This window comes from Porticoccus hydrocarbonoclasticus MCTG13d (assembly GCF_000744735.1).
Lineage (GTDB): Bacteria > Pseudomonadota > Gammaproteobacteria > Pseudomonadales > Porticoccaceae > Porticoccus > Porticoccus hydrocarbonoclasticus.
This window is the reverse complement of sequence record NZ_JQMM01000001.1, coordinates 2,227,515-2,246,695: the sequence shown is the minus strand read 5'-3', so window position 1 is coordinate 2,246,695 and position 19,181 is coordinate 2,227,515. Positions and strand designations below refer to the sequence as shown.

The following is a 19,181-nucleotide window of genomic DNA, read 5'->3' as shown; positions in this document are numbered from 1 at the left end:
GGAAAAACCGGGTACTAACCTATGCTTGCAGAATACGGTCACTTTGCGCTGATCCTGGCACTGATTTTAGCTTTGTTACAGTCTGGGATACCCTTGGCTGGTGCAACCTTGGGCAACCGCCTGTGGATGGCTTCAGCGAGACCGCTGGTGGTTGGCCAGACCGTGATGGTGGCTTTCAGTTTTGGCTGTCTGGTGGCGCTCTTCCTCAACGACGATTTTTCCGTGCGCTACGTCGCTGCCAACTCCAACTCATTACTCCCGGATTATTTTAAGGTCAGTGCTGTGTGGGGTGCCCATGAGGGCTCCCTGTTGTTGTGGGTCTTAATCCTGGCTGCGTGGAGTTTTGCAGTGGCCCTGTTCAGTCAGACCTTGCCCAAGGAGTTGGTGGCAAGGGTGCTGGCGGTGATGGGAATGATCAGTGTCGGCTTCTACCTGTTCATGCTGCTCACCTCCAATCCGTTTGAGCGTAGCCTGCCGTTTTACCCTGCGGAGGGCGCCGACCTGAATCCGCTGTTGCAGGATGTCGGACTGATTGTTCATCCGCCGATGCTGTATATGGGGTACGTGGGTTTTTCGGTGGCCTTTTCGTTTGCCGTGGCGGCACTGCTCGCCGGTCGCCTGGACGCTGCCTGGGCTCGCTGGACCAGACCCTGGACCAATATGGCCTGGGTATTTCTGACACTCGGTATTGCTCTGGGCAGCTGGTGGGCCTATTACGAACTGGGTTGGGGTGGCTGGTGGTTCTGGGATCCTGTCGAAAACGCTTCCTTCATGCCATGGCTGGTGGGAACGGCATTGATCCACAGTCTTGCCGTGACTGAAAAGCGCGGCGTATTTCGCAGCTGGACGCTGTTGTTGGCAATTTTTGCCTTTTCGCTCAGTCTGCTCGGTACGTTCCTGGTCCGTTCCGGGGTGCTGACCTCAGTGCATGCGTTTGCCTCTGATCCGGAGCGAGGGGTCTTTATTCTGATGTTTCTGGCGCTGGTAGTAGGTGGTTCGTTGCTGCTTTATGCCCTACGTGGACCTTCGGTTAAAGGGGTGACCCATTTTACCGGTGTTTCCCGTGAGATGTTTCTGTTAGGAAACAATATCCTGTTGGTCAGTGCCATGGTCATTATTCTGTTAGGCACACTTTACCCCCTGTTTGCCGATGTGCTTGACTGGGGCAAAATTTCTGTGGGACCGCCCTATTTCAATCTGTTTTTTGTCCCGCTGATGCTTGTTCTGGCAGTATTCATGGCAATCGCTCCGGTGATGCGCTGGAAGCGGAACAGCCTTGCCGGCCTGCGGCGGTTTTTGACGCCACCATTGCTGATTTCACTGCTGGCAGGCGCATTCTCGCCACTGCTGTTTAACACAGACTATTCTCTGATCATTGCGGTGACGATGGCCGTGGCAATCTGGGTGCTTGCGGTGACATTAATGGATCTTTGGCAGAAATCCAGTCATTCCCGTTCGAGATGGCATGGCCTGGTACGGCTCAAGGGAAGTTACTATGGTATGGTCCTGGCGCATCTCGGAGTGGTGGTCTGTATGGTGGGAGCTGCCGTGACAACGGTTTACAGTATTCAGCGGGATGTGAGGATGGTGCCGGGCGATCAGGTGGAGATGGCTGGATACCAGTTCGAATTTGTTGAGGTGCACAAGGTCCAGGGCCCCAACTATATTGCGGATCAGGCACTGATCACAGTGACTCACGATGGAAAACGGGTGAATCAACTGAAGCCTGAAAAGCGGCGCTATGTGGCCAGTGGTCAAACCATGACCGAGGTGGGTATAGATGGAAACCTGTGGCGTGACCTTTATGTGGCGTTGGCGGAGCCATTAGAGGGTGGGGCCTGGGCGATCCGGGTGCATTTCAAACCCTTTGTCCGATGGATATGGCTGGGTGCCCTGCTGATTTCCATTGGCGGATTGATTGCCGTACTGGACAAGCGATATCGGCGACAGCGGGTTACCCAGATCGCGCCGGATACCCTGGTAGGCAACGTTTGAATGGCCGGGTGCTGATGTGTCCAGATTAAAGCTTTTTTTGCCCTTGATGGTGTTTGTGGTGCTGGCCATTTTTTTGCTCAATGGCCTGGAGCGTGACCCCAATGCCATGCCTTCAGCGTTGATCGATCGGCCCGTTCCGGTATTTTCTCTCCCGGTACTGGGTGATGAAACACGTTCAGTGACGGAGGTGCTGTTCCAGGGGGAGCCCGCACTGCTCAATGTCTGGGCCACTTGGTGTGTTGCCTGCCGGATCGAGCATCCTTTTCTCAACAAGTTGGCTGATCAGGGGATACGTATAATTGGTCTTAACTACAAGGACGATAATGCGGCGGCCAGAAAATGGCTGATGGACAAAGGTGACCCCTATGCGTTGAGCGTGATTGATGCGCGGGGACGAATGGGGCTGAACCTCGGTGTTTTTGGTGCGCCTGAAACCTACGTCGTAGATCGTACCGGTACCATACGTTACAAGCATATTGGTGTTGTGGATGAGCGCGTCTGGCGAGATAAGCTCCTGCCCATATGGCAAGAAATTCAATGAGGTGACAGATCGTATGTCTGAAGAAGATTATCAACGAGGAATGAGTGTACGTCGCCAGGTGATGGGTGATGAGTTTGTCGATCGATCCATGGCGGCGGCCACAGCCTTTACACAACCCGTTCAGGATTACATCAATGAAAACTGTTGGGGCTCCGTGTGGGCGCGTGATGCCTTGCCTCTAAAAACCCGTAGCATGATTACGATCGCCGTCCTGGCAGCACTCAAAGCGCCAGCGGAATTAAAAGGCCACGTGCGCGGTGCGTTGCGCAATGGTTGCACCGTTGAGGAAATTCGCGAGGTATTGCTGCATACCGCACCCTATATCGGGGCGCCCGCCCTTCAGGAGGCGTTTCGTGCAGCAAAGGAAATCGTTGAAGATCAGTGAGAGGGGGCGGGCGGCCACAGCCTGTTTATATCCTTAGGGGCACATCAGGTGACGTCTCTCAAGCTCTCTCAATAGTGGGCTGTTCGGATGTTCACGCAGGAAAAACGGGATCAGTATGCACAGGATTTTAACCGTTGGGACTTTCTTACTGCTGATACTGGCCGGTGCTGGATCGGTCGGAGCCGCCGAGGATGTGCAGACATTTTCCTCCGATGAAAAACGCCAGCGGTTTCACGAGCTGGTGGCTGAATTGCGTTGTCCAAAATGCCAGAATCAGACCCTGGCAGATTCCAATTCCCCTATAGCCCAGGATCTTCGCGGTGAGATCTACCGGATGCTGGAAGACGGGAAAACAGACAGTGAAATTGTCGACTTTCTGGTTGCTCGCTATGGTGAATTTGTCATGTATCGCCCGCCGGTCAAAAATACCACACTGATACTCTGGCTGACGCCATTGCTTCTGGTGGTGGTTGGTATTGGTATTTTATGGAGGGTCAATCGTCGCGAGTCCATGAGTGCGCCCCCGGTAAATGCCCAGTCTGACGCCCCTACTGCAACGGCCGCCAGCAGTGATGCATTATCTGCGAAAGAACAGGCGCAGTTGCAAACTCTGCTGGGGGAAACCGAGCAGTCTGAATCAGATGACGATAGAAGCAGTGGTGGGGTGGAGCGATGATCTGGTCAATCTTGGCTTTTCTCACCTTGCTGGCCGGTCTTTTTGTGATTTATCCGCTGCTGCGAAAAACGCCCCGGGTGCAGTCAGACGAAGGGCAACAGGCCAACATTGTCTTGTTTCGTGAACAGATGTCGGAGCTTGACCGCCAACTGGCCGATGGTGAAATGGATGAGCAGCAGTATCGTGAGTTGGTCGCAGAACAGAAACGCCTGCTACTGGCAGACGAGTCAGATTTACCGGTGATAGAATCAACTCGATCTCGCGGCGCCTGGTTGTTAATGGCGGGTCTGTTGCTGGTGCCGCTGTTGGCTTTCAGTCTTTACCATCAGCTCGGTGCCAGTGAGGATGCGCTGATCAGTGAACTGATGGAGAAGCGCCTTGTAAACCGGGACAGCGAAGCAGATGCTCAAATTCGTCAGCAGTTGCAACAGAAGATTGTCGGCCGTCTGCAGAACCAGCCCGATAACGTGTATTACCTTGTTATGCTGGCCCGTATGCTGCTTGAAGACGGTGAGTTTCTGCAGTCCAGTGCCACTTACCAGCGTGCTGTGCGGATTGCTCCCGAGGATGCAGACCTTCAGGCAGAGTATGCCCAGGCGGCTTATTTTGCCTCTGGAAATCGTTTCAGTCCTGAGGCCGATTCGGCGCTCGAGCGTGCATTGGCCCTTGATCCCAACAACCTCACCGCCTTGGGCCTAAAAGGCATCCGTGCATTTGAATCGGGCGATTATCTCGTGGCGATTACCAGCTGGCAAAATGCCCTGCAGGCGATTCATCCCTCAACTCCCCAGGCTGAATCCCTGAAGGCGGGAATCGAGCGTGCCCGCGAACAAATGGGAGACAGCATGCCCTCTCTGCGGGTGAATGTCTCATTGGCGCCGGAGCTGACTGCTGATTCCGGACAAGTGATTTATGTATTTGCACGGGAATGGCAGGGATCACGAATGCCATTGGCTGTGGCCAGATTACAGGTGGCTGACCTGCCGACCACCGTCGTGCTGGATGATTCAATGGCAATGCCCAACGGCAAGTTACTTTCTTCGGCTGATCGGGTTGAGGTGGTAGCGAGGATTTCAACAACGGGTTCAGTGGCTCCGTCAGCAGGGGATCTGGAAGGTGCCAGTGAGGTCCTCTCCATGAAAAATCAGGGTATTGCTGCAACCATTGTTATTGACAGGAAATTATAGAATCACAGTTGCTTGTGGACGCTGCCCAGCTGTGTAAAATCGCAGTTTTCCAGTCGCTCGGTAACACCCGGCTGATACGGCTGTCAATGCAATAAAACTTCTGGCAGGAATGCCATTAAAAAGAGACATCATGCGCCTCAAATGTATCAAACTGGCAGGCTTCAAGTCGTTTGTTGACCCGACCACTGTGTCTTTTCCGAGCAATCTCTGTGCCGTTGTTGGCCCGAATGGCTGCGGCAAATCCAATATCATTGATGCAGTGCGTTGGGTCATGGGTGAAAGTTCTGCCAAACATTTGCGCGGCGAGTCCATGACCGATGTTATTTTTAACGGTTCCGGTGGGCGAAAGCCTGTGGGCCAGGCTTCGATTGAGCTGGTTTTTGACAACTCCGATAGCACCCTGGGTGGTGAGTATGCCAGCTGGAGTGAAATTTCCATCAAGCGCAAAGTCACCCGGGAGGGGCAGTCCCAATATTATCTGAACGGCAGCAAATGTCGTCGACGCGATATCACCGACATCTTTCTCGGTACCGGCCTGGGCCCGCGCAGCTATGCCATCATTGAGCAGGGCATGATTTCCAACTTGATTGAAGCGCGCCCCGATGAGTTGCGTGTCTATATCGAAGAAGCTGCGGGGATTTCAAAGTACAAGGAGCGCCGGCGGGATACAGAAAACCGCATCCGTCGCACACAGGAAAACCTGGAACGCCTCACCGATATTCGCGAAGAGCTGGGCCGGCAACTGGGCCGACTGGAGCGTCAGGCCCAGGCCGCTGAGAAGTACACCGAATTCAAAAAGGAGGAGCGCCGAATCAAGGCAGAGCTGCAGGCACTTCGCTGGCGATTGCTGGAGGAACAGATTGTCGATCGCCGTCAGGTCATTTCCGGTTTTGAGTTAAAAGTTGAGGCACTGGTTACAGAACGCAGTGCTTGCGATACAGCAGTGGAGCGTCACCGTAGCGAGTACACGGAGTCGGGCGACAGGTTTAACGAAGTGCAGGGGCGCTATTACAGCATTGGCGCTGAGGTGGCAAGAATCGAGCAGGCCATTCAGCACGTGCAGGATCGCGCCCGCGAACTGCAACAGGACCTGATGCAAACAGACCGTAATTTTGCTGAATCCGAAGAGCATCTGCGTGTCGATCGCGAGAAGGCTGAAAGATGGCAGGGTGAATTGCTGGAAATCGCGCCTCAGCTGGAAAAGGCGAATGCCGCCGAGAAGCTTTCTCAGAGTGTGTTATCTCAGGCTGAGGAAACCATGCAGACCTGGCAATCCCAGTGGGACGAATTCAATCTCAAGTCCGGCGAGCCCCGTCAACAGGCGGAAGTAGAGCAGTCCCGGATTCAACACCTGGAACAGGTATTGCGGCGACTGGCCGAGCGGATAGAGACCGTGCAACAGGAATATCAGGGCCTCAGCGACAGTCCTGTACAGGAAGAAATTGCCTTGGTGCAGGCGCAGCTGGCAGAGGTTGAGCTGGCCCTCGGGGATCAGCAGGCTCGCCTTGATAGCCTGAACCTTGAAGTTGAAAATACCCGCCAGAAAAGCCTTGAAATCGGTGCTGAACTCGATCAGCAGCGGGGACAACTACAGTCCATGCTTGGCAGGCAGTCATCGCTGGAGGCGCTGCAACAGGCTGCATTAGGTGGCGAAGGCGATCAGCAGCAGTGGATCGAGAACCAGGAACTGACTGGACACCCGAAACTGGCAGAAACCTTACAGGTGGAGCCGGGTTGGGAGACGGCTGTGGAAACAGTGCTGGGTAATTACCTGCAAGCGGTTTGTGTCGATGATTTCACCTCGATGAGTCATCAGCTTGACAGTTTTGGCAAGGGTCACCTGGTTTTGCTGGATCGGGCCGAAACTGAGGTAATTAAACCGGCATTAGCGAGTTCTCTGGCCAGTAAAGTTACGGGTCAGTGGGCTGGATCATTATTAACCGGTGTGCTGGTCGCTGAAGACCTCTCTGCTGCATTATCGATGCGCAAGCATTTGTCATCAGCACAATCTGTCATCACGCGTGATGGATTATGGCTCGGCGTCAACTGGCTTAGGGTAGCGCGCGATCAGGACGCCCGTGCCGGTGTTTTAAAACGACAACAGGCACTCGAGTCACTGACCCGTGAGCTGTCTGAGTGTCAATCGATCATTGATGCACTGTCTGTTGAGAAAACTACCATAGCGCAGGCATTGCGGGAGCTTGAAGTCAGTCGTGAGGACATTAGCCGCGATATGGCTGAGCAGCAGCGCCACTACGCGGAGCTTCGCTCCGTATTGGCTGCCAACCAGATGCAGGTGGAGCAGTTTGCTGCCCGTCGTACCCGTGCCGAAAATGAGCTCAATGAAGCATTGCAGCAGCAGCAGTTGGAGCAGGAAAATCTCAAAACTGCTCGACAATCCCTGTCAGTTGCCATTGAAATGATGGAGCGGGATACCTTCCAGCGTGAGCAATTGCTCCAGCAACGGGACAGTTTTCGTGCTGAGCTCGATCGGGCGCGACAGGCTGCCAGGTACGACCGCGACCACTGTCATGAACTGGCCATGCGGGAAAAGTCGGTCAGCACACAGTTGCATGCTGTTCTGGAAGGGATTGAACGTTTGCAGGTACAGGTGGCCCGACTTCAGGAGCGCCGCGAGCAGTTGCATGCGGTATTCAATCAACATGAAGATCCGACACTGCAACTTCAGGAAGACCTGGCTGCACAACTGGAACGGCGTCTGACAGTGGAGAGAGAGCTCACTACTGCGAGACAGACACTGGAAACGATTGAAGAGCAGATGCGCGAAACCGAAAAACGGCGTAGCCAACTGGAGCAGCAGATACAGACAGAACGGGTGGAGCTGGAACAGCATCGCCTTTCTGCCCAGGATCTGGCTACTCGCAGTAAAACGATTGCGGAGCAAATCAGTGAGCACCGTTTTGATCTGGATAGTCTGTTGGCGGCACTGCCGGAAGATGCGGATCTCTCCCAGTGGGAGGAGGAGCTGGAACGGCTGGCCAACCGCATTCAACGGCTGGGTCCGATCAATCTCGCAGCGGTTGATGAGTTCAAGCAGGAGTCGGAAAGAAAAACGTACCTGGATGCCCAAAACGCCGAGCTTGAGGAAGCGCTACAGACACTTGAGGATGCGATTCGAAAAATTGACAGGGAAACTCGTACTCGTTTCAGGGAAACCTTTGATCTGATCAACAGTTCCTTGCAGGAGCTGTTCCCTAAATTATTTGGTGGCGGTCACGCCTATCTGGAATTGACGGGGGATGATCTGCTGGATACTGGCGTTACGATTATGGCGCGACCACCCGGTAAGAAAAATACCACCATTCACCTGCTGTCGGGTGGCGAAAAAGCCATGACAGCTATTGCGCTGGTGTTTTCAATTTTTGAGTTGAACCCTGCACCTTTTTGTATGCTTGATGAGGTGGATGCACCGCTGGATGATGCGAATGTTGGGCGCTATGCCAGAATGGTGGAAGAAATGTCTGCCAGAGTGCAATTTATTTACATTTCCCATAACAAGATTGCCATGGAAATGGCCAATCAGTTGATGGGGGTTACCATGCACGAACCGGGGGTGTCACGCCTGGTCAGTGTGGATGTTAATCAGGCCGTGGAGTTGGCGGAAGCCTAGAGCCTGTTAACAGGCCTCGGTAAATTACCCGGGTTGGCCAGACGACTATTGCTGTTGCCATAGTGTTATTAAATTCGCAAAGCGAAATTTTGACAGGATAAAAAAGACGATGGAATTTGGTGCTCGCGAAATGATGCTTGCATTGGGCGCGCTGGTTGTACTGGCGATTGTCCTCGATGTGATCCGGCGTGTGCGTAATGCCCGTTACGACAGAATTCATATGTCAAAACGAAAACAACCCATTTTTGATAGCGATGTCGGGCGGGATGAATACGGTAGCGAGTTGCCCGGCGGTGGCGCACGGGTTGTCGGCTATCGGAATGAATCTGATGTTGAGGAGATGAGCCGGGCTGTCAGGCAGCGTGCCGAGGCCAATAAACCTAAATTGACGGTACCCTTCAAGAAACCGGAACAATCCAGTCTTTTTCACGAGGATCCACTCCCTCCGTCCAGACCTGTCCATGCGGAACCGGTTGAGACTGTTTCCGTTCCCACCGGGGAGGTTCCTGAGAACGAAACCACCGAGAAAGACGTTGTTGAGAAAAAGGTTGTTGAGAAGGAAGCTTCTGGCAGAGATGCCGTTGAGAAAAAGGCACCGAGTTCAGAGCGCGCCACTCGGAAACCTGCTTCTGTCGTCAGTGTTGTGGTGATGCATCTGATGGCGGGTGAGGACAAGGTGTTTGCGGGGCAGGCATTGCTGGATGCATTGCTTGCGGAGGGACTGCGATATGGCTCGATGAAGATCTTTCATCGCCATGTTGGTGACGATGGCTCGGGGCCGGTACTTTACAACGTGGCCAATTCCGTTAATCCCGGTACCTTTGACCTGAATGACATGGCGCAATTTACCACACCGGGTGTCAGCTTTTTCTTTGCCATGGAGGATGTCGATGATCCCGCCGCCGCTTTTGAGCTGTTGTTGGGTGCTGCCAGACAGATGGCCACTGATCTCGGCGGCACATTGAAAGATGAAAGTCGCAGTGTCCTCACCCGGCAGACAGAAGAGCACTATCGGCAACGCATAGCAGATTATAGCCGCACCCAGTTATCCGGAATTGAATAATGGCCTCACCGGACTCTGCCGTTCGGGAGGAAGCGGCTGCGCTGCGCAGGCAGCTGAATGACCATAACTACCGTTATTATGTGCTGGATGAGCCCTCAGTTCCGGACATTGAATACGACCGTTTGATGCAGCGGCTCAACAGGCTGGAGATGGAGTTCCCCGAGCTGAAGACTCCGGACTCGCCCACCCAGCGCGTAGGTGGCGAACCGCTCAGCAGCTTTGAGCCGGTTACCCACGAAGTACCTATGTTGTCGCTGGATAACGCCTTCAGTGACGAGGAGCTGGTGGATTTTAATCGCCGCTTGCAGGATCGCCTTAAGAGCAAAGATTCGCTGATTTATGTGTGCGAGCCGAAACTGGATGGGGTGGCGGTCAGCCTGCTCTATGAACACGGTTTTTTGGTGCGCGCTGCCACGCGGGGCGATGGTGCCACCGGCGAAAACATTACAACGAATGTTCGCACGATTAATTCTGTTCCCCTCAGGTTGCAAGGTGAGAACTTACCGGCGGTTCTGGAGGTAAGGGGTGAAATTTATATGCCCCGGTCCGGTTTTGAGCAACTGAATGCCAGGGCCAGATCCACTGACCAGAAACTGTTCGTCAACCCCCGGAATGCAGCAGCGGGGAGTCTTCGGCAACTGGATTCTAGAATCACCGCGTCGCGACCGCTGGAAATGATGGCCTACAGTCTGGGTCGTATGGAGGGACTCCAGTGGCCGAGTACGCATATGGACACGCTCCATCTGTTGAAAAGACTCGGCTTTCTGATTAACCCCCATATTGAATTGGCGGAGGGCATCCAAGGCTGTGTTGATTACTACCAGAAAATGATCTCTGTTCGACAGCAGCTGCCATACGACATTGACGGGATTGTTTACAAGGTTGATGACCTGGGGACCCAGCGGCGACTGGGCTTTGTAGCCAGGGCTCCCCGTTGGGCGATTGCTCGTAAATTTCCCGCTCAGGAGGAGATGACGCGGTTGCTGGGCGTTGAGTTTCAGGTGGGGCGAACGGGTGCAGTCACTCCTGTCGCCCGGCTGGAGCCGGTATTTGTAGGCGGTGTTACGGTGAGTAATGCGACCCTGCACAACCAGGATGAAGTGAACCGCTTGGGTGTCAAGCTCGGCGACAGGGTGATTGTGCGCCGTGCCGGGGATGTCATCCCCCAGGTGGTAAAAGTCATCCTCGAAGAACGGCCATCCGACGCCAGAGACGTGGAATTTCCGGATCATTGCCCGGTTTGTGGGTCACCGGTGGAACGGGTCAAGGGCGAAGCGGTAGCCCGTTGTTCAGGCGGACTGATTTGTCCGGCTCAGCGCAAACAGGCGATCAAGCATTATGCCTCTCGCAAGGCGATGGATATTGATGGCCTCGGCGACAAGCTGGTTGAGCAACTGGTGGATAAGGGACTGGTCAGCTCGGTGGCTGATCTTTACCGACTGACAGTCGATCAACTGGCGGGCCTGGAGCGGATGGCGGACAAGTCTGCTGCCAACTTGCTGGCCGCAGTGGCCGCCTCAAAGCAGACGTCGCTGCCACGCTTTATTTTTTCACTGGGGATTCGCGAGGTGGGTGAGGCCACAGCGCGCAGTCTCGCAGAGTATTTTGGCAACCTTGAGGCTCTACAGTCAGCGGATGAGGAACAGCTTAAGGAGGTGCCTGATGTGGGGCCAGTTGTGGCGCATTTTGTGAGCACTTTTTTTCAGCAGCCGGAGAATCGGCAGATTGTGGAAGAACTGCGAGGAGCGGGTGTGCACTGGCCGGATATGGTAGCACCTGATAAATCATCGCTGCCGCTGGCTGGTGAAACCTGGGTGCTCACCGGCACGCTGACCTCCATGGGAAGATCAGAGGCAAAAGAGAAATTGCAGCAATTGGGAGCGCGTGTGGCGGGCAGTGTGTCATCTGGTTCTGCTTGTGTGGTAGCAGGGCCCGGTGCCGGTAGCAAGCTGGCAAAAGCCAGAGAGCTGGGGGTTCCAATCATGGATGAAGATCAGCTGTTGGCCCTTTTCAAGACGCACGGACTGCTTTGACAAAATATTACAGTTTCTTTCCTGAGTGGCTGTTTTCGAGCCTTTAAAGATGCTTTTCTGACTATTTTTAGCGCAAATGAATGATAACCCTAACGCCTTAACGGACAGCCCGACCGGCAGCTTTCGTTTTTACCTGCAGGGTATGGGTGTGAGTTCCTTTGCGCACGGTTTGCAAATCGTGCTGTTTCCCTGGCTGTTGGTCGGTGTCCTGAATGAATCTCCCGAGCGTGTTGGTATTGCGCAGATGGCCCTGATGTTGCCACAGCTGTTATTTGTATTGTGGGGCGGTGTCATGTCGGATAATCGCCATCCCGGGCAGCACCTGTTTCGGCTTTATCTACTCTATAACCTGCCTTGCCTGTTGCTCATGGGAGCACTGTGGTCAGGACAACTATCCTTCAGTGTAATGCTGCTTTACGGGTTCTGTTTTGGCACTATTACCGCATTTGTGCAGCCCGCCAGAGAAAGTCTCTTGTCGCGTGTTGTGGACAGTCAGCTGCAACAGGCTGTTGCCAGGGCTTCTTTTGTGCAGTTTACTGCCCAAAGTGCCGGTATTTTCCTGGCCGGTTATATGGATCGCATCGGCCTGTTGCCATTGATCGGTCTTCAACTGGTCATGTTGGCTACTTCGGGTTGGTTGCTGCGAAACAGCCTCGGTTATTTGCCAGAGAGCAGTATGGGTCGCCGCGGTTCTACCTGGGTGGACATGATGTCCGGCTTGAAACTGGTGTGGCATCACCGGCGGTTATTTCAGTTGATGATGGTGGTTGCGGCAACCGGTTTTCTCGGTTTTGGGCTCTATCTTGTTGCCATGCCCCTCCTGACCCGTGAGGTTTACCAGCAGGGGGCGTCCTTTTTTGCTTCCATCCAGTTCACCTTTATGTTGGGTATAATCATTTCCAATGTGATTATTATTCGACTGGTGGGACGGTTCAGGCAGCCCGGCAGGGTATTGTTAGCCAGTCTGCTGGTACGTGGCCTGTTTCTGATCATCATTGCCCTTCACCCTCCGGTCTGGCTATTATTTTTTTTGGTGCTGTTGTGGGGGAGCGCCTCGGGGGTTGCAATGATGCTGGGTCGCTCCCTAACCCATGAGGAGTCACCCCAGAAGTATCGTGCAAGAGTGGTCTCTGTATACCAGTTATCACTGTTTGGTGCTGCGACAGTTGGTGCGTGGCTCAGCGGTCATGCCATTGCTTCCGTGGGGGTGCTGACGGCCATTGGTACACTGGGCGCATTGACCGTAGTAACGGCGTTAGTTGCCATTAAATTCAGCGATCTATGGCAACCATTTCCTAATGACTCCCGGGAAGGTTGATCGGCTCAACAGGATTCCCGAAAAGCCAGCAGGGCTGCAGTGACTGCCACATTCAATGATTCCACGCCATTGTGCATGGGAATCCGAAGGTGGGCTGTACAGCAGTCATTAACGGTTTTGGAAACCCCTTCTGTTTCATTACCCAACACATAAACGACCGGTGTTTGCGGACGGAAATCGGTGAGTGTTTTTTCTCCGTGAGAGGACAGGGCGCAGCAGGTGATGCCCTGTTGCTTTAGTGCCTCAAGCGCCTCTGCCAGGTTGTCGCAGTGAATCAGCCTGCTTTTGAACAGCGTTCCCGCACTGGCCTTTATGACCAGCGGAGAAATGGCAGCAATACCCTGGGCGGGTAACAGTAGACCGTGGCAGGGGCTGGCGGTAACCGAGCGGATAATCATGCCGAGATTTTGTGGGTTGGTGATGCCGTCCAGCGCAATCAGGCTGTAGTTGTTCGCTGGTGGCTTGGCGAGAAAGTCTTCCAGCAAGAGGTGATTGGGACAAGCCAGATCTGCTGCCACGCCCTGATCCTGCTTGCCGTTGCGAGAAATACGCGACAGGGCCTGACGGCTGTGGAATTTTATCTCCACGCCCCGGGCTTCGGCCAGTTTTATGATTTGGGCAATAATACCTCCCGTCTGATTGGACTCGGCAAGGTGGAGCCGGTAACAGGGAAGATTATGGTCTTCGAGTGCTTCGAGCACCGGCTTGCGCCCATAGATGGTGAGCATTTTGTCAAAGAAACGCTTCCGCTCGAGATACTCGCCCCTTTGGGCGGGCGCATTATAATGCTGTGTCATTGTGTGCAACCGGGAATCGATAAACCCTTATTATAAGCCTATGCAGATGTTAACCGATAAACAGTTGGATCATTTCAGGGATATGTTGGAGCATTCGAGGCTCGAACTTCGGGAGTTGCTGAATATATCCACAGAAGCGAGTCGAACCGTGGCCCTCGACCAAACCATGGTCGGCAGGTTATCTAGAATGGATGCACTGCAACAGCAGCAAATGTCCCATGCCAGCAGAGCTGCTTATCGCAAGCGCTTGGTGGCGGTAGAGCAAGCCTTGCAGTCACTGGATGACGGGGAATACGGTTGGTGTGAACAATGCGGCGAGCTGATTGATACCCGACGGCTTGAGATAAAACCTGAATCGGTTCTTTGTATTGGTTGTCAGCAGCTTAGTGAAACCGGGGGAGCCTGAAAGGATGTAAGGGGTTATTACCTGGTCTTCTGGATCCTTGTTGTCGCCTCAAGAATGGCTTTGTAGGCTTTGACGGCTTCTGCCAACCCTAGAGTAATCGCATCCACAATCAACGCGTGACCGATTGAGACTTCTTTCAGGCCGGGAATGGTCGAGAACCTGGGCAGGTTGTCCAGGTTGAGATCGTGTCCGGCATTAACGCCCAGGCCGAGTTCCGAGGCCAGTAACGCCGCTTGCCTGTGCTGTTGATACAGGTTTTCCAGTGTTTTCGGATCACTGCTGTTCCAGGCTGCGGCATAGGGGCCGGTATACAGTTCGATACGGTCCGCACCGAGTTGTTTTGCGAGCTCAATCTGTTCAGGAATGGGGTCCATAAACAGGCTGACCCGGATTTTAAGGGACTTCAGTTTTTCGATCACCGGTAAGAGTTTGTCAGCTGTTTGAGTCAAGTCAAAACCGTGATCAGAGGTGAGCTGGTGATCCGTATCCGGCACCAGTGTGCACTGGTCGGGTAGCGTTGCTTCTGCCAGTGAAGTTAGGCCCGGGTAGTCGCCCCTCTGGGCTGCAAACGGGTTGCCCTCAACATTGAATTCAATTTCAGGTAATGGCTTGAGCAGCTCGGCCAGTTGCAATACATCTCCGGGTCGGACATGGCGCTGGTCCGGTCTGGGGTGCACCGTAATGCCGTTCGCGCCATGGTTGACACAGGCCCTGGCATGTTCAATCAGATCCGGGTAGTTCCCTTCACGGGAGTTGCGAATCAGGGCAATTTTATTGAGGTTGACGCTGAGAGCGATACCCATGTTTTATTGGGTATCCAGCAGGGCTGCTTCAATAATCCGCACTGGTTGCCTTGGGACATCATCGTGGGGGCCTGATTTGCCGACCGGGACACGGGCAATTTTGTCTACCACCTCCATGCCTTTGGTCACTTTTCCAAATACCGCATAACCCGGATTCTGCGGGGTTTTATCCAGATTCCAATTGTCGTCAAGGTTGATAAAAAACTGGGCCCTGGCACTATTGGGGTCGGATGTTCTCGCCATGGCTACCGTGCCCCTGTGATTTTTGAGTCCATTATAGGACTCATTTTTGATCGGTTTGCTGTTGGGTTCCCTGGGGCTCATGTACTCATTGAAGCCGCCAGCCTGAATCATAAAGCCCTGTATGACCCGATGAAAAATCAGGCCGTCATAATGTTTGTTTTTCAGGAGCTGGATGAAGTTGGCGACGGTCGTTGGTGATTTTTGCGGGTCCAGTGCCAGCTGAATATCGCCCATGCTGGTTTTTAACAGGACCTGTACGGGTTCATTGGAAGCTGCAAATGAGACCATTGTGCTTAACAGTAATATCGCTGCTGCGATGAGGTGTTTCATAGGTTTATCCCCACTCCGAGAATCGTTTGCGCCTTTTTAACCTGGGCAGGATGACGGTTAGCATTGATCCCATTAGCACTGCGAGGGCGCCATAGAGGAACCAGGTGTTTCTTTCGCTACTCTCCAGTTGATGATTGGCGGCTTTCAATACATCGATTTCATTTTGCAATATCCCGTTGCGCTCCAGCAGTTCCTGATTCTGTGCATTCATTGAAATGGCATTGGCAGACATTTTCTTGATAGACGATAGTTCGCTGCTGACTTCGTCATTCGCCTCTTTCAGGTGATTAAGCTCGGACAGCGATTGGGCGTTCTCTTCCTCGAGCTGTGCTAGCTTTTCTGTCAGTTGCTGAACTTTTTTCTCAGCGGAGGCCAGCTGGCTTTTCATACGTTCGACCAGGTCACGTGCAACAGGTTCTTTCTGTAGATATTGGGATGGCATCCAGCCATCAAGTCCACTTGCCGTAGTGACATGTGTCCAGCCCTCACCGTTGGTTTCCACCAGTGTCATGCCGGTGCCGCTTTTAATGCCACGGTGCAGGATGGCACACCTTGCGCACGGTGAGGAGCGCAATGGAACTGTATATTCGTCGGAGACATAAATTGTCTCCGCATTGACCGGGCTTGCGAGCAGCACTAATACTGCTATTGAAAGTAGTCGCATGATTTTGAGCATAACTGTCTCTAACGGCTGTGATGAGTTCAAGGCAGTACCTTTTTAAATGGTTTGACCATAACGCTGGCATAGACTCCAGCACTGTTATAAGGATCGGTGTCGGCCCATTTTTTTGCAGCTTCCAGTGATTCAAATTCTGCCACGATCAGGCTGCCGGAAAAGCCTGCTTCGCCGGGGTTTTCGCCGTCTACAGCAGGATGAGGCCCTGCAAGCAGTAATCTGCCTTCCGTTTTCAGGTCTTCCAGCCTCGCCAGATGAGCAGGTCTGGAAGCCAGCCGCAGTTCCAGGCTGTTTTTTATATCCTGGCTGATAATGGCATACCACATGGCCTCACTTCCCTTTTTTGTCGTGGTGGTGGATAACATCTTCAAGGGATAAACCGGTCAGTTTGGTAATCCCTCTGAAGAGATAAAATAGTGCTCCCATCAACACCAGCATGGCTGGAAGAGCAATGACCGGAAAACTCAACGCCGTCATTTTGCCCAGTTGATCGTTAAATTCAACTGTACCCGGCTGTGCGGTGATCAGCAGTGTGGCCAGCATATAATTCAGTAGTGATGAAAGGAAGAAGGACCCGGCTACCATCCAGGAAGCATTGGATAGACACTTCTCGAAATGCAGGCCATTGCCCTTTTCTGTCAGCGCAGCGGCTACACGATCTGTCTGGAGTATTTTGTCATTGTATAGAAACGTTTTTACCAGAGGGTAGGGCGTTTTCAGGGAGACAATGGTGGCCAGCCCGAATATGGCGGGAATAAGCGCTTCTTTTATGGCGATATAGGCCGGGTCCAGTTCAAGAAGACTGATTCCGCCCGTCAAAAAAACACTGACCACCCCCAGTGCGGAGAAGAAATTGATTTTTCTTGCAGCAACAAAGTCCTTTAGTCCGTAGATGACGGGGAACGCCAGCGCCACCACAATAGCGAGCCGGGTGCCGAGGTAGTCGTCACCACTGAGTTTGGTCAGAATTAACGTGGGAATGATGATGTTGAATAGCAGGTTCAGAAGCAGACTTTCACTTTTGCCGTTATTGGCTTTAGTGTTTTGGGGTGTTGGGGACAGCTCGTTCATTAGCGGGGTGTAAACAGTCTGTGTGTGGCCCGCCATTGTAAGGTAAGGCGACCGGTTTATCGACCGGAAGTGACCTTCCGCAAATACCTTGAGGATGCCGGAAAAGTGGGAGATAAAAAGTAGTCAACTTGTTGAATTTTGAATAAAAATAAGGCAATAATGCATAAATCATCGCAATAGATTTAAGAAAAAGTTTTATCTCCTTGATTAGAAAGGAAAAAAATATGGGCGCTCTCGGGATAAGTGAAAAGCCGAAGCAGCAACTGCAAGCGGATGCAGAGTTTGGGGATCTGTTGATAGCCTACCTGGAACAACTGGGGGTGGAATATATATTTGGTATTCCTGGTGGAGCTATCGAGCCTCTCTATAATGCGTTAGCACGAAGTGAACGCCGGGGTGGCCCCCGTGCGGTTATTGCCAGGCATGAAACCGGCGCTGCCTTTATGGCCGACGGCTATGCGCGAAATACCGGCAAGTTGGGTGTATGTTGCGCAACCACCGGGCCCGGCGCCACCAACCTGATTACAGGTGTGGCTTCAGCTTATGAAAACAATATCCCGATGTTGGTGATTACAGCTCAGACTGCACTGTCTACATTTGGACGAGGCGCATTTCAGGAATCATCCTGTACAGGTATCAATACAGTCGGACTGTTTGAGCACTGTACCCGCTACAATACCCTTGTGTCTCATGTTGAGCAGTTTGAAAGCAAGTTGGCAACTGCTGTCATGACAGCCTTCCAATCCCCCTCCGGCCCGGTTCATCTCAGTGTGCCCCTTGACGTTATGCGGGCTGTGACCCAGACCAAAACACCGGCCTATAATCTCTCTGATTTACTGGAACGTCCGTCATTAATAGATGATCTTGCTGTCGATAAGCTCTATGAGGAGATTATCTCTGCAAAGAATCCGGTATTTCTCGTTGGTGATGAAGCCAGTGAAGCCATTGGCAGTATATTGAGCCTGGCTGTCGAAGTTGGTGCGCGATTATTGGTTACTCCGCACGGCAAAGGGTTGGTGAGCCCGTACCACCCCCTTTTTCGTGGGGTGATTGGTTTTGCCGGACATAGTAGTGCGAAAGAGGTTTTAGTGGATAAGTCTGTTGATCTCGTGGTCGCAATTGGAGCAAGTTTAGGCGAGTGGGCAACAGATGGATGGGATACAAAATGGTTGCTAACCAAACGTATGATTCATGTGGAGTCTGCCGAAGTTAATTTTACTCGCAGCCCTATGGCCAAGTTGCATGTGCGTGGCCGCCTTTCTTCAATTTTTGAGCGGCTGGTTTCACGCTATGAAGGTGACTGCAGGGTTAAGCTGCATGCAATCGATGCGGGCGTACCCAATAAAACTCATGTTGAAGATGTTGAGCATGAGCGCTATTTCACTATTGACGATGAAGAGGGCTATCTTTCCAATGCTTCCCCTATCAAACCTCAACGGTTGATGAGAGAGTTATCCAACCTGTTTCCTCCCAATACGCGCTATCTTGCGGATACGGGCGCGAGCTTTGCCTGGGCGACACATTACCTTCACCCCTATGACCGCCGACTTGCTGGTAAACGAGATGCCCATGGAGGACTATTTCGTGCAGCACTGGAATTTGCCTCTATGGGTTGGGCGATAGGTAGTTCTATTGGTACAGCCTTGGCCAGACCGGGTAATCCCGTCGTATGCATCACGGGTGACGGCAGTGTTCTGATGAATGGGCAAGAAATCACAGTTGCCACACAGGAAAAGTTACCGGTGGTTTTTGTCGTGCTCAATGATGGGGGTTACGGTATGGTAAAGCATGGACAGAGGCTTACCGGTGCAGAAAATATTGGTACTGAAATACCTGAGACCGATTTTGCTGCATTTGCCAAGGCGATGGGCGTTGAGTCTCATGTCATCAATTCACCGGACGACCTGTTGTCACTGGATATCGCCGTGATTTGTAATCGACAGGGCCCCACGTTGCTCGATGTCAGAATAGATAGAGATGAGGTCCCACCTATCAGCGTCCGAACCAGTTTGATTGCACAATAATT

Annotated in this window: 17 protein-coding genes; 11 read left to right on the top strand and 6 right to left on the bottom strand. The window is 52.9% G+C overall.

Going from position 1 to position 19,181, the window contains the following annotated elements; translation table 11 throughout:
• Nucleotides 1–21 precede the first annotated feature (21 nt).
• The 9 genes from U740_RS10685 (at nucleotide 22) to U740_RS10645 (ending at nucleotide 12,829) form a co-directional block, all read left to right on the top strand.
• The gene (locus U740_RS10685; RefSeq protein ID WP_036860675.1) at nucleotides 22–1,995 is read left to right on the top strand and encodes a heme lyase CcmF/NrfE family subunit; all 1,974 of its coding nucleotides are present in this window, start codon (nucleotides 22–24) and stop codon (nucleotides 1,993–1,995) included.
• A 16-nt stretch (nucleotides 1,996–2,011) separates the two neighbouring features.
• A complete protein-coding gene (locus U740_RS10680; RefSeq protein WP_036860674.1) occupies nucleotides 2,012–2,536 on the top strand; it encodes a DsbE family thiol:disulfide interchange protein in 525 nt (174 codons plus the stop codon).
• A gap of 13 nt (nucleotides 2,537–2,549) precedes the next feature.
• The gene (locus U740_RS10675; protein ID WP_036860673.1) at nucleotides 2,550–2,921 is read left to right on the top strand and encodes a carboxymuconolactone decarboxylase family protein; all 372 of its coding nucleotides are present in this window, start codon (nucleotides 2,550–2,552) and stop codon (nucleotides 2,919–2,921) included.
• Nucleotides 2,922–3,036: 115 nt separating this feature from the next.
• Entirely contained in the window at nucleotides 3,037–3,597 is a 561-nt protein-coding gene (locus U740_RS10670) for a cytochrome c-type biogenesis protein (protein ID WP_036860670.1), read from the top strand.
• Entirely contained in the window at nucleotides 3,594–4,784 is a 1,191-nt protein-coding gene (ccmI, locus tag U740_RS10665) for a c-type cytochrome biogenesis protein CcmI (protein WP_036860669.1), read from the top strand. Before U740_RS10670 ends, ccmI begins: the two co-directional genes overlap by 4 nt.
• Before the next feature lie 130 nt (nucleotides 4,785–4,914).
• A complete protein-coding gene (smc, locus tag U740_RS10660; protein ID WP_036860668.1) occupies nucleotides 4,915–8,415 on the top strand; it encodes a chromosome segregation protein SMC in 3,501 nt (1,166 codons plus the stop codon).
• Nucleotides 8,416–8,524: 109 nt separating this feature from the next.
• Nucleotides 8,525–9,478 carry a cell division protein ZipA gene (gene zipA / locus U740_RS10655; protein WP_036860666.1) on the top strand — a complete coding sequence of 318 codons (954 nt, stop codon included), beginning with the start codon at nucleotides 8,525–8,527 and terminating at the stop codon, nucleotides 9,476–9,478.
• The gene (gene ligA / locus U740_RS10650; protein WP_036860665.1) at nucleotides 9,478–11,511 is read left to right on the top strand and encodes an NAD-dependent DNA ligase LigA; all 2,034 of its coding nucleotides are present in this window, start codon (nucleotides 9,478–9,480) and stop codon (nucleotides 11,509–11,511) included. The genes zipA and ligA overlap by 1 nt, the downstream gene beginning before the upstream one ends.
• Before the next feature lie 148 nt (nucleotides 11,512–11,659).
• Complete coding sequence (locus U740_RS10645; protein ID WP_160172072.1) at nucleotides 11,660–12,829, top strand: MFS transporter; 1,170 nt, start codon at nucleotides 11,660–11,662, stop codon at nucleotides 12,827–12,829.
• 5 nt (nucleotides 12,830–12,834) lie between these two features.
• On the opposite strand, the gene U740_RS10640 is transcribed toward U740_RS10645, so the two are convergent.
• Complete coding sequence (locus U740_RS10640; RefSeq protein ID WP_036860662.1) at nucleotides 12,835–13,626, bottom strand: TrmH family RNA methyltransferase; 792 nt, start codon at nucleotides 13,624–13,626, stop codon at nucleotides 12,835–12,837.
• Between the two features lie 46 nt (nucleotides 13,627–13,672).
• Here U740_RS10640 and U740_RS10635 point away from each other — a divergent pair, with 46 nt between their 5' ends.
• Nucleotides 13,673–14,032, top strand: a complete 360-nt coding sequence (locus tag U740_RS10635) for a TraR/DksA family transcriptional regulator (protein ID WP_036861992.1) — start codon at nucleotides 13,673–13,675, stop codon at nucleotides 14,030–14,032.
• Between the two features lie 17 nt (nucleotides 14,033–14,049).
• Here the strand turns inward: U740_RS10635 and U740_RS10630 are convergent, their stop codons facing one another.
• Genes U740_RS10630 through U740_RS10610 form a run of 5 tightly spaced genes read right to left on the bottom strand, consistent with a single transcriptional unit; the run spans nucleotide 14,050 to nucleotide 17,155 of the window.
• Nucleotides 14,050–14,835: a pyridoxine 5'-phosphate synthase gene (locus U740_RS10630; protein ID WP_036860661.1), complete on the bottom strand. Its 786-nt coding sequence runs from the start codon at nucleotides 14,833–14,835 to the stop codon at nucleotides 14,050–14,052.
• Nucleotides 14,836–14,838: 3 nt separating this feature from the next.
• A complete protein-coding gene (locus U740_RS10625) occupies nucleotides 14,839–15,408 on the bottom strand; it encodes a peptidylprolyl isomerase (protein ID WP_036860660.1) in 570 nt (189 codons plus the stop codon).
• A gap of 4 nt (nucleotides 15,409–15,412) precedes the next feature.
• Nucleotides 15,413–16,114 (bottom strand): TIGR04211 family SH3 domain-containing protein, encoded by a 702-nt coding sequence (locus U740_RS10620; protein ID WP_152556834.1) that lies wholly within the window; start codon nucleotides 16,112–16,114, stop codon nucleotides 15,413–15,415.
• Nucleotides 16,111–16,410 carry a YciI family protein gene (locus U740_RS10615; protein WP_036860659.1) on the bottom strand — a complete coding sequence of 100 codons (300 nt, stop codon included), beginning with the start codon at nucleotides 16,408–16,410 and terminating at the stop codon, nucleotides 16,111–16,113. Before U740_RS10615 ends, U740_RS10620 begins: the two co-directional genes overlap by 4 nt.
• A gap of 4 nt (nucleotides 16,411–16,414) precedes the next feature.
• Nucleotides 16,415–17,155 carry a VC0807 family protein gene (locus tag U740_RS10610; RefSeq protein ID WP_051921479.1) on the bottom strand — a complete coding sequence of 247 codons (741 nt, stop codon included), beginning with the start codon at nucleotides 17,153–17,155 and terminating at the stop codon, nucleotides 16,415–16,417.
• Nucleotides 17,156–17,379: 224 nt separating this feature from the next.
• On the opposite strand from U740_RS10610, the gene U740_RS10605 reads away from it, so the two are divergent.
• Nucleotides 17,380–19,179, top strand: a complete 1,800-nt coding sequence (locus tag U740_RS10605; protein ID WP_051921478.1) for a thiamine pyrophosphate-binding protein — start codon at nucleotides 17,380–17,382, stop codon at nucleotides 19,177–19,179.
• The last annotated feature ends 2 nt before the right edge of the window (nucleotides 19,180–19,181 follow it).

What these genes read in the sequence shown, in the direction of transcription:
- U740_RS10635 (WP_036861992.1), top strand. Translation starts at nt 13,673, where the DNA reads ATGTTAACCGATAAACAGTTGGATCATTTCAGGGATATGTTGGAGCAT.
- U740_RS10685 (WP_036860675.1), top strand. Translation starts at nt 22, where the DNA reads ATGCTTGCAGAATACGGTCACTTTGCGCTGATCCTGGCACTGATTTTA.
- U740_RS10625 (WP_036860660.1), bottom strand. Translation starts at nt 15,408, where the DNA reads ATGAAACACCTCATCGCAGCAGCGATATTACTGTTAAGCACAATGGTC.
- U740_RS10675 (WP_036860673.1), top strand. Translation starts at nt 2,550, where the DNA reads ATGTCTGAAGAAGATTATCAACGAGGAATGAGTGTACGTCGCCAGGTG.
- ligA (WP_036860665.1), top strand. Translation starts at nt 9,478, where the DNA reads ATGGCCTCACCGGACTCTGCCGTTCGGGAGGAAGCGGCTGCGCTGCGC.
- U740_RS10630 (WP_036860661.1), bottom strand. Translation starts at nt 14,835, where the DNA reads ATGGGTATCGCTCTCAGCGTCAACCTCAATAAAATTGCCCTGATTCGC.
- U740_RS10640 (WP_036860662.1), bottom strand. Translation starts at nt 13,626, where the DNA reads ATGACACAGCATTATAATGCGCCCGCCCAAAGGGGCGAGTATCTCGAG.
- U740_RS10615 (WP_036860659.1), bottom strand. Translation starts at nt 16,410, where the DNA reads ATGTGGTATGCCATTATCAGCCAGGATATAAAAAACAGCCTGGAACTG.
- zipA (WP_036860666.1), top strand. Translation starts at nt 8,525, where the DNA reads ATGGAATTTGGTGCTCGCGAAATGATGCTTGCATTGGGCGCGCTGGTT.
- ccmI (WP_036860669.1), top strand. Translation starts at nt 3,594, where the DNA reads ATGATCTGGTCAATCTTGGCTTTTCTCACCTTGCTGGCCGGTCTTTTT.
- U740_RS10670 (WP_036860670.1), top strand. Translation starts at nt 3,037, where the DNA reads ATGCACAGGATTTTAACCGTTGGGACTTTCTTACTGCTGATACTGGCC.
- smc (WP_036860668.1), top strand. Translation starts at nt 4,915, where the DNA reads ATGCGCCTCAAATGTATCAAACTGGCAGGCTTCAAGTCGTTTGTTGAC.
- U740_RS10610 (WP_051921479.1), bottom strand. Translation starts at nt 17,155, where the DNA reads ATGAACGAGCTGTCCCCAACACCCCAAAACACTAAAGCCAATAACGGC.
- U740_RS10605 (WP_051921478.1), top strand. Translation starts at nt 17,380, where the DNA reads ATGGGCGCTCTCGGGATAAGTGAAAAGCCGAAGCAGCAACTGCAAGCG.